This window comes from Nocardia sp. NPDC055053 (genome assembly GCF_053608285.1).
On the sequence record NZ_JBSGVD010000007.1, the window covers coordinates 142,305 to 150,915 of the forward strand.

Annotated in this window: 9 protein-coding genes; 3 read left to right on the top strand and 6 right to left on the bottom strand. The window is 69.2% G+C overall.

Annotation, left to right across the window (positions count from 1 at the left end; genetic code table 11):
- Positions 1–8: 8 nt before the first annotated feature.
- The 6 genes from ACWF82_RS10070 to ACWF82_RS10095 all read right to left on the bottom strand — a co-directional run bounded on the left by ACWF82_RS10070 (position 9) and on the right by ACWF82_RS10095 (position 6,286).
- Positions 9–944 carry a TauD/TfdA dioxygenase family protein gene (locus ACWF82_RS10070; protein ID WP_452499850.1) on the bottom strand — a complete coding sequence of 312 codons (936 nt, stop codon included), beginning with the start codon at positions 942–944 and terminating at the stop codon, positions 9–11.
- 105 nt (positions 945–1,049) lie between these two features.
- Positions 1,050–2,390, bottom strand: a complete 1,341-nt coding sequence (locus ACWF82_RS10075) for an LLM class flavin-dependent oxidoreductase (RefSeq protein ID WP_452499852.1) — start codon at positions 2,388–2,390, stop codon at positions 1,050–1,052.
- 14 nt (positions 2,391–2,404) lie between these two features.
- Complete coding sequence (locus tag ACWF82_RS10080) at positions 2,405–3,301, bottom strand: ABC transporter permease (RefSeq protein WP_452499854.1); 897 nt, start codon at positions 3,299–3,301, stop codon at positions 2,405–2,407.
- The gene (locus ACWF82_RS10085; RefSeq protein WP_452499855.1) at positions 3,294–4,154 is read right to left on the bottom strand and encodes an ABC transporter ATP-binding protein; all 861 of its coding nucleotides are present in this window, start codon (positions 4,152–4,154) and stop codon (positions 3,294–3,296) included. The genes ACWF82_RS10080 and ACWF82_RS10085 overlap by 8 nt, the downstream gene beginning before the upstream one ends.
- Entirely contained in the window at positions 4,151–5,233 is a 1,083-nt protein-coding gene (locus ACWF82_RS10090; RefSeq protein WP_452499857.1) for an ABC transporter substrate-binding protein, read from the bottom strand. The genes ACWF82_RS10085 and ACWF82_RS10090 overlap by 4 nt, the downstream gene beginning before the upstream one ends.
- Before the next feature lie 312 nt (positions 5,234–5,545).
- Positions 5,546–6,286: an IclR family transcriptional regulator gene (locus ACWF82_RS10095; RefSeq protein ID WP_452499858.1), complete on the bottom strand. Its 741-nt coding sequence runs from the start codon at positions 6,284–6,286 to the stop codon at positions 5,546–5,548.
- Positions 6,287–6,498: 212 nt separating this feature from the next.
- Between ACWF82_RS10095 and dhaK the strand changes: the two genes are divergently transcribed.
- From dhaK to dhaM, 3 genes are all read left to right on the top strand, one after another.
- Positions 6,499–7,500 (top strand): dihydroxyacetone kinase subunit DhaK, encoded by a 1,002-nt coding sequence (dhaK, locus tag ACWF82_RS10100; protein WP_452499860.1) that lies wholly within the window; start codon positions 6,499–6,501, stop codon positions 7,498–7,500.
- Positions 7,500–8,120, top strand: a complete 621-nt coding sequence (gene dhaL, locus ACWF82_RS10105) for a dihydroxyacetone kinase subunit DhaL (RefSeq protein WP_452499862.1) — start codon at positions 7,500–7,502, stop codon at positions 8,118–8,120. Before dhaK ends, dhaL begins: the two co-directional genes overlap by 1 nt.
- Positions 8,117–8,611: dihydroxyacetone kinase phosphoryl donor subunit DhaM (dhaM, locus tag ACWF82_RS10110; protein ID WP_452499863.1), on the top strand; the 495-nt coding region annotated here is incomplete at its 3' end. The genes dhaL and dhaM, both read left to right, overlap by 4 nt.

The following is an 8,611-nucleotide window of genomic DNA, read 5'->3' on the forward strand; positions in this document are numbered from 1 at the left end:
AAAGGTTTTCAGGCGCCGGTGAATTTCGCGCCGGCCACCGAGCTGGACGCCACACCGTCGACACCGACCGGGACATCGCCCTCGAGGGTGGTGCGGTAGAGCACCCGGGTGACGTCGAGATGGTCGAGATCGCTCGGCGCCAGGTGGGCGGTGGCGCGGTTGTCCCAGAACGCGATGCTGCCCTTCTCCCACCGGAACCGGACGGTGTAGGCGGGGTGGGAGGTCTCGTCGAAGAGCAGCTGCAGCAGGGCATCGCTCTGTGGTGGGGTCAGGCCGATGATCCGGGTGGTGAAGCCGGGATTGACGAACAGCACCCGCTCACCGGTCACCGGATGCACCCGTACCACCGGGTGCTCGGTCACCAGCGGCGAGGCCGCGATCTTGCGGGCGTAGTCGCTGTCGGCGTCCCACGGCGGGATCCGGCCACCGAAGCGGTGCTCGGCGCGCAGGCCGTCGAGGAAGGCGCGCAGCGATTCCGGCAGACCCGCGTAGGCGGCGGCCAGATTGGTCCACTGGGTGTCGCCGCCACGCTCCGGGGCGATCTCCGCGCGCAGGATGGAGGCGGCGGGCGGGTTGATCAGCGGGGAGACGTCGGTATGCCACTGGTTGGTGTAGCTGAACTTCCTGCGGCCGAACCGCTTCTCGTAGAGGCGGCTGTCGACGGCGAGGATCTCGGGGTGCTCGGTGGGCGCGTCGTCGTCGTAGGGGTGTGACGGGGTGACGGCGCCGAAGCGGCGGGAGAATGCGATCTGCTCGGCGTGGCCGATCTGCTGGTCGCGGAAGAACAGCACCTTGTGCCGGTGCAGTGCCGCGGTGAGCTCGTCGACGTCGGCGTCGGTCAGTTCCCGGCGCAGGTCGATGCCGGTGACCTCGGCGCCGATGTGCCCGGCGACCGGGGCGATCTCCAGTGCGGTGGCGGTGCGGGGGCTTTCGATGGTGGTCATGTCGTTGGTCCTTCAGGGGAGCAGGCTGGGACGTGGGTGGTCATCGGCCCGGACAGGCGCTGCTCACCACCCGCATGAGCTCGATGTCGAGTCGCCGGGTGCGCATCAGGCGCTCACCCGTGAATCACGCTGGGCGAACTGGCTTTCGACGGGGTCGAGCCCGTAATGACCACGCAGCGTGGTGGATTCGTAGTCGGCGCGGAACAGGCCGCGTTCCTGCAGGATCGGCACCACCCGGTCGACGAAGTCCTCGAGGCCGCCGGGCAGGTACGGCGGCATGATGTTGAAGCCGTCGGCCGCACCCGCGTCGAACCAGGATTGCAGCTCGTCGGCCACCTGCTCGGGGGTACCGGCGAAAGTCCGGTGCCCACGGCCGCCGCCCAGCTTGCCGATGAGCTGGCGCACCGTGAGATCCTCGGTTTCGGCCAGCTCCTTGACCAGCGTGAAGCGGCTCTTGCCGCCCTCTATCTCGCTCTCGGCGGGCAACGGGGGCAGTGGTGCGTCCAGTGCGTGCGTGGTGAGGTCGACGCCGAGCATGGACGAGAGCTGGCGCAGCGCGTAGTCGGGCGAGATCAGGTCGGTGAACTCCTGCTCGAGTGCCTTGGCCTCCTCGACGGTGTCGGCGATGAACGGAACGAGGCCGGGCAGCACCTTCAGTTCATGCTCGGCGCGACCGTATTTCGCCAGCCGGGACTTGAGATCGCGGTAGAACCGGACGCCCTCTTCCACGGTGCGTTGCGCGGTGAACACCGCTTCGGCACGGTGCGCGGCGAACTCCTTGCCGGACTCCGAGGATCCGGCCTGCACCAGCAGCGGCCTGCCCTGCGGACCGCGCGGCGAATTGAGCGGGCCGCGCACCCGGAATCGCTCCCCGGCGTAGTCGAGGGTGTGCACCCGGGTGGGGTCGGCGAAGACGCCGGCCTCGGTGTCGAGCACGATCGCCTCGGACTCCCAGCTGTCCCAGAGCGCGACAGCCACGTCGACGAACTCCTCGGCCCGCTCGTAGCGACGGGCGTGCTCGGGAATCGCGTCGAGGCCGAAGTTGAAGGCCTCGTCGACGCTGCCGGAGGTGACGATGTTCCACCCAGCCCTGCCCGCGCTGATGTGATCGAGCGAGGCGAACTTGCGGGCCAGGTTGAACGGCTCGTTGTAGCTGGTCGAGGCGGTGGCGATCAGGCCGATCCGCTCGGTGGCGGTGGCGATCGCCGACAGCAGCGTCACCGGCTCGAACACCGCGAGGGTGTTGCGTTCGATGCGCGGGCCGACGGCGAGGGTGTCGGCGAAGAACACCGAGTCGAGCTTGCCCCGCTCGGCGATGCGGGCCAGGTTCTGGAAATGCCGGACGTCGAGCACGCGGTGCGCGTCGGTGCGCGGGTGGCGCCAGGCGGCCTCGTGGTGGCCGACGCCCATCAGGAAGGCGTTGAGATGGAAGGTCTTGCGGGACATGGGGAAACTCCTGGTCAGGCGTCGGTCGGTGAGGTGCGCCAGCGCGACAGGCGGCGTTCCAGTGCGACGAGGGCGAAGTTGAAACCGAGACCGATCAGCGAGATGGCCACGATGCCCGCGTACATCTGCGGGATCTGGAAGTTCTGCTGGGCGGCGGTGATGAGATAGCCGAGTCCGGCGCGGGCGCCGACCATCTCCGCGGCGATGAGCACGAGGATCGAGCCCGCCGCCGCCATCCTGATTCCGGTGAAGATGGACGGGATGGCCGCGGGCAGGATCACCTTCTGGAACAACCTGATCGGCGAGAAGCCGAGCGACACCGCCGATTTCACCAGCAGCGGATCGACGGTTCGGACGCCGGTGATGGTGTTGAGCAGGATCGGGAAGAAGGTGGCGTAGCCGATCAGCGCGATCTTCGACGTCTCGCCGATCCCGAGGATCAGGACGAACACCGGCAGCAGCGCCAACGCGGCGGTGTTGCGGAACAGCTCGAGTACCGGATTCAGGAAATCCGACACCGGCTTGTACCAGGCGATGGCGATCCCCACCGGCACCGCGATCACCAGGGCGATGGAGAAACCGGTGACCGAGCGGGTGAGGCTGGCCGAAACATGCTCGCCCAGTTGCCCGTTGGCGGTGAGTTCGGCGAAGGCCTGCACCACCACCGAGAACGGTGGCAGGAACACCTCGTCGACAACGCCGAGCCGCGGCGCGAGTTCCCACGCGCCGAGCAGCAGCACGAAGGCGAGCAGGGGTTTGGTGATGCGCACCAGGGTGGTTGCGCTCGTGCGGGCGGCGCGGACGAGTCCTGCCGGGAGGGCGGGCCTCGGGATCGCGACGGCGGTGCGCGGCGCGGCCGGTTCGGCGGTGACCTCGCTCGGGCGGACGAGCAGGGGGACGGCGCTAGACATGGGCGGGACTCCTGTCGGTGGACGCGTCCGCGGCGGCGGCGCTGTCGTCGGTCGCGAGTTCGAGCCGCTGGGCCCGGCTGACCTCGCTCTGCAGTTCGGTCCAGATACGGTGGCGGTAGTCGCGGAACTGTTCGCTGGAGCGGACATCGTTGTCACCGGTGCGGTCGATATCGATGTCGATCACGGCCTTGACCCGGCCCGGCCGGGAGGTGAGCACCGCGACGCGCTGACCGAGATACACGGCCTCGTCGATGCCGTGGGTGATGAACAGGATGGTCTTGCCGGTCGTGCGCCAGATGCGCAGCAGTTCGTCCTGCAGCGACTCCCTGGTCTGGGCGTCGAGCGCGGCGAACGGTTCGTCCATCAGCAGGACCTCCGGGTCGAAGGCCAGGCTGCGGGCGATCGCGACGCGCTGCTTCATGCCGCCGGACAGTTCGTGCGGGTAGCGGTCGCCGAACCCGGCCAGGCCGACCAGTTCCAGGTAGTGGTCGGCGATCTGCCCGCGTTCCTTGCGGGCGACGCCTTTGGCTTCGAGCCCGAACTGGATGTTCGCACGAGCGGTGCGCCACGGCAGCAGCGCGTACTGCTGGAACACCACACCGCGGTCGAGGCCGGGGCCGGTGATCGGTGCGCCGTCGAGCAGGATCTGCCCCGAGCTCGGTGTGCTCAGGCCGCCGAGCAGGTCGAGCAGGGTGGACTTGCCGGAACCGCTCGGCCCGACCAGGACGAGGAATTCGCCTGCACCGACCTCGATCGTGATGTCGTCGATCGCGGTGAACTTCTCGGCCGTCCCGCGGACGGCGAACTGTTTGCCTACGCCGTGCAGCGCGAGTTTGGCTGTGGTGCTGCTCATTTCGCTGCCACCACCTCTCCGGTCGGGCCGCTGGCCGGCTGGTAGGTGCCGTTGGCGTAGGGGTTGTCCTTGTTGGTGAACAGATCGGTGGCGGTGATCTTGCCCGTGGGCAGTTCGCCGTTGCGCTCGAGCCAGTCGATCCAGATCTGGATCTCCTTGTCCGCGATCACCGCACCCGGCACCGGAATGCCGGAGCTACGCCAGTAGTCGAGCAGTTTCAGATTCTCGTTGCGGCCGCGCTTGGTGATGATGTCGGTGAATTTGGCGATCACCTCGTCGCGCGGCGTGATCTGCAGCCAGCGGGTCGCACGAGCAGTGCCCTGCACGAAATCCTTGACCGCCTCGGGATTCTGCGCGATGAAGTCCTTGCGGAAAACGTAGGTGCCGTAATCGAATTCGCCGAAAATGGCGGTGTCGGTGAACAGTGGGCGCACGCCACCGCGCCCGACGGCGGTCTCGCGCCACACGCTGTTCAGCGCGCCGACGTCGATCTGACCGCTGCGCAACGCTTCCTCGGTATTGACCGGCGGCACGACGATCAGCTGCACCTGCTTGATCTCGGCCTCGGTCAGGCCCTGCTGGTGCAGCCATTCGCGGGTGACGAACTCGTGGTGCGCGCCGAGCGTGTTGACGCCGACCTTCTTGCCTATCAGGTCGCGGGCGCTGGTGATCCCGGAGTCCTCGCGGACGAAGTAGCCGGTGTAGGACTTGGCGTCGGAACCGTAGGAACTCAGTACCGACTGCACGGGGGCGCCACCGGCGGCGAGCTTGACCACCGCGCCGTTGAACGCGCTGCCGAATTCGATCTGCTTGGTGGCGGCGGCCTGGATATTGGCCGGTCCGCTGGTGGTATCACCCTCCCACTGCAAGCTGATCTTGCTGAAGTAGCCGAGGTTGTCGGCGAGTTCGTAGGCGGTGACAAGGCCGGTCTGGCCCTGATAGCGCAGCACGGTCTTGCCGTCGGCGGTCGTCGGCGCCTCGGCGGCGCCGCACGCGGTGACCACCGCGAGGGCGGCGGGAGCGACGAGCGCGGCGGCGAGCGCACGCAGCGGACGTCGTCGGAAGATGGTGGACAACATGATTCGGGGTTCTTTCTGCGGCACGCGTGACCGCGCGGCGGGCCACACGGGCGCACGCCGCGACGATCCGCGCGAACGGATTACCGGGAAACGAGAAAAGGCGAATCGGCGACGGAGAATGCCGCCGCGCTGTCAGCTGCGACAGAATCCGGGGGACAGGCGCATCAGGTCCACCGTTCGGCGGCGGACGAGCGCGGGGGATTCGATCATGTCGAGACTTTCCTTACAGGTGCGGCGAAGGGTACGCCGCATCGAATTACATAGTGCGCCTGTCGGTATCGACCGGGCAATGGTGTTTCCGCATCGTGGAAATCAGGGTGCGCCGAATCCCGTACCAGCGGCGGCGGTGTGGAAATACGGACCGATCCGCACGGCGATCTGGTGCATCGCGGGCACGACGGCGCGTACGAGATCGCGGTCGAGGCGCACCGCGCGCGCCTGCACACCCAGCGCGCCCCACACCTGCTTGTCGGGTCCGAGCACGGGGACCGCGATCGCGCGGATCGGTTCCTCGCTGTCGATCTCCTCCACCGCGAACCCGCGCCTGCGCACGGTGTCGAACAGTTCGCCGTTGCCGCGGTCGGCCCTGGCCGGTGTGTGCGCGAGCAGCGCGTGGCCGACGGCGCTGGCGCTGAGCGGTCGGCGTTCCTGCGGAATCTGGTTGTGGCAGAAGGACACCGGTGGCCGGGCCTGGAAGACGGTGAGAGCTTCCTCCGCGTCGGGCACGCTCAGGCTGACGGTGATCTTGATGCCGGCGGCGAGCGCGTACAGGTGCGGAGCGGCGGCATCGAGGCCGAGCCGCGACAGCGCCGGCCTGGCCAGGCAGGCCAGACCGTGCCCGATCCGGTAGCGGTCGGTGGCCGGGTCCTGCTCGAGCAGCCTGCCGCGCACCAGGGCCTGCGCGAGCCGGAAGGTGGTGCTCACCGGCAGTCCCGATCGCTGCGCCAGCTCGCTCAGCGACAACTCCGGATCGCCCCCGTGGAAGCAGTTCAGCACGTGCACCGCGCGGTCGACTGCTTGCGCGCCGGAACGCGGCGGTTCGGTGGTGGTCATGGCGGACTCCCTCTCGACGGGTGCCGTGAACTATCGCCACTGTCGTGACCAGGCGCAATGTTTCCGCGCAGCGGTAGCGGAATTCGACGGCACCGGCCTGCGGAAACGGGCGTGGGCGGCGCGCCGGTCGAGGGTGCCCTTTCGAGGAATCACTCGCGGGGTCAGGGGACCCGGGCAGAATCGATCCCACGGGCCATCTGAGGAGAGCGCAGATGAAGAAGCTGATCAACGATCCGGCGACGGTGATCCATGACGCGCTGTCCGGTCTTGCCGCGGCGCATCCGGAGCTGCGGGTCGACCTGGACAACCGGCTGGTGTTGCGCGCCGAGCCGCCGACACCGGGCAAGGTGGCGCTGCTCTCGGGCGGCGGCTCCGGGCACGAGCCGCTGCACAGCGGGTTCGTCGGCCTCGGCATGCTCGACGCCGCCTGTGCCGGTGAGGTTTTCACCTCGCCGGTGCCGGACCAGATCGTGGCCGCGACCACCGCCGTCGACGCGGGCTCCGGGGTGCTGCACCTGGTCAAGAACTACACCGGTGACGTGATGAACTTCGAGATGGCCGCCGAACTGGCCGCCGCCGAGACCGGCGCCACGGTGCTGTCGGTGATCGTCGACGACGACGTCGCCGTGCAGGACAGTCTGTACACCGCGGGCCGTCGCGGTGTCGGCGGGACCGTGGTGGTGGAGAAGATCGCGGGGGCAGCGGCCGAACAGGGCCGTCCGCTGGCGGCGGTGGCCGAGGTCGCGCGCACGGTGAACGAGCGCACCCGGAGCATGGGGATGGCACTGACCTCGTGCACGGTCCCCGCCGCGGGCAAGCCCACCTTCGCGCTCGGCGCGGACGAGATGGAGATCGGCGTCGGCATCCACGGCGAGCCGGGGCGCCGCCGCACGGCACTCGCGCCGGCGAGGGACGTGGCCGCGATGCTGGTCGAGCCGATCCTGGCCGATCTGCCGTTCGCCGAGGGCGACCAGGTGATCTGCTTCGTCAACGGGCTGGGCGGCACCCCGCTGCTCGAGCTGTACATCGTGTTCGGCGAGGTCGCCCGGATCCTTGCCGCGCACGGCGTCGAGATCGTGCGCTCACTGGTCGGCCCGTACATCACCTCGCTGGAGATGGCCGGGTGTTCGGTGACATTGACCAAGCTCGACGACGACCTGCTGGCACTGTGGGACGCGCCGGTGCGCACGCCGGCCCTGCGCTGGGGCGTCTGATGACGACGATCGATGCGACGCGGTGGCTGCGTGTGTTCGCGGCACTGATCGATGAGCACGCCGACGAACTCACCGCGCTCGACGCCGCCATCGGTGACGCCGACCACGGCAGCAATATGCGGCGTGGCACCGCGGCCGTCGTCGCCGCACTCGATGACGATCCGCAGCCGACCGCCGGTGCGGTGCTGAAACAGGCCGGCATGGTCCTGATTCGTAGCGTCGGCGGCGCGAGCGGACCGCTCTACGGCACGTTCTTCCTGCGCGGTGCCACCGCGACCGGTGACGGCGAGTTCGACGGGCCGACCTTCGCCGCGGCGTTCCGGGCGGGTCTCGACGGCGTGGTTGCCCGGGGCAAGGCCGAATTGGGGGACAAGACGATGGTCGACGCGCTCGTGCCCGCGGCCGACACGCTCGACGAGCAGCTTGCCGCCGGAGCCGACCTGGCGGTGGCACTGGATGCCGCGCTGGCCGCGGCGACGACCGGGCGCGACGCGACCATCCCCCTCGTCGCCCGCAAAGGCCGTGCTTCCTATCTGGGGGAACGCAGTGCGGGACACCAGGATCCGGGCGCGACCAGCGCGACCTTGCTGGTCGCCGCGGCCGGGCAGGCGCTGTGGTGATCGGGATCGTCGCGGTCTCGCACAGTCATACGCTCGCGCAGGCGGCGGTCGCGCTGGCCGGGGAGATGCTGGGCGGGCAGCCGGTGCGGATCGAGATCGCGGCCGGGCTGGATGAACAGACCTTCGGGACCGACGCCGTCGCCGTGTCGGAGGCCATCGCCGCAGCCGATAGTGGTGACGGGGTGCTGGTGCTGATGGATATGGGCAGTGCGGTGCTGTCGGCTGAACTTGCGCTGGAACTGCTGGCCGGCGAGCATCGGGTGCGGCTGTGCGCTGCGCCGTTCGTCGAAGGTCTGATCGCGGCCGCGGTGTCGGCGGCGGGCGGGGCCGATCTGGACGCGGTCGCGGATGAGGCATCGAATGCGCTGGCGGGCAAGCAGACTCACTTCGGAGCCGGAGCCGGAGCCGGAGCCGGAGCCGGAGCCGGAGCCGGAGCCGGAGCCGGAGCCGGAGCCGGAGCCGGAGCCGGAGCCGGAGCCGGAGCCGGAGCC

Coding starts and splice junctions, on each gene's coding strand:
- ACWF82_RS10075 (WP_452499852.1), bottom strand. CDS start 2,390: ATGTCCCGCAAGACCTTCCATCTCAACGCCTTCCTGATGGGCGTCGGC.
- ACWF82_RS10080 (WP_452499854.1), bottom strand. CDS start 3,301: ATGTCTAGCGCCGTCCCCCTGCTCGTCCGCCCGAGCGAGGTCACCGCC.
- ACWF82_RS10090 (WP_452499857.1), bottom strand. CDS start 5,233: ATGTTGTCCACCATCTTCCGACGACGTCCGCTGCGTGCGCTCGCCGCC.
- dhaK (WP_452499860.1), top strand. CDS start 6,499: ATGAAGAAGCTGATCAACGATCCGGCGACGGTGATCCATGACGCGCTG.
- ACWF82_RS10095 (WP_452499858.1), bottom strand. CDS start 6,286: ATGACCACCACCGAACCGCCGCGTTCCGGCGCGCAAGCAGTCGACCGC.
- ACWF82_RS10085 (WP_452499855.1), bottom strand. CDS start 4,154: ATGAGCAGCACCACAGCCAAACTCGCGCTGCACGGCGTAGGCAAACAG.
- ACWF82_RS10070 (WP_452499850.1), bottom strand. CDS start 944: ATGACCACCATCGAAAGCCCCCGCACCGCCACCGCACTGGAGATCGCC.
- dhaL (WP_452499862.1), top strand. CDS start 7,500: ATGACGACGATCGATGCGACGCGGTGGCTGCGTGTGTTCGCGGCACTG.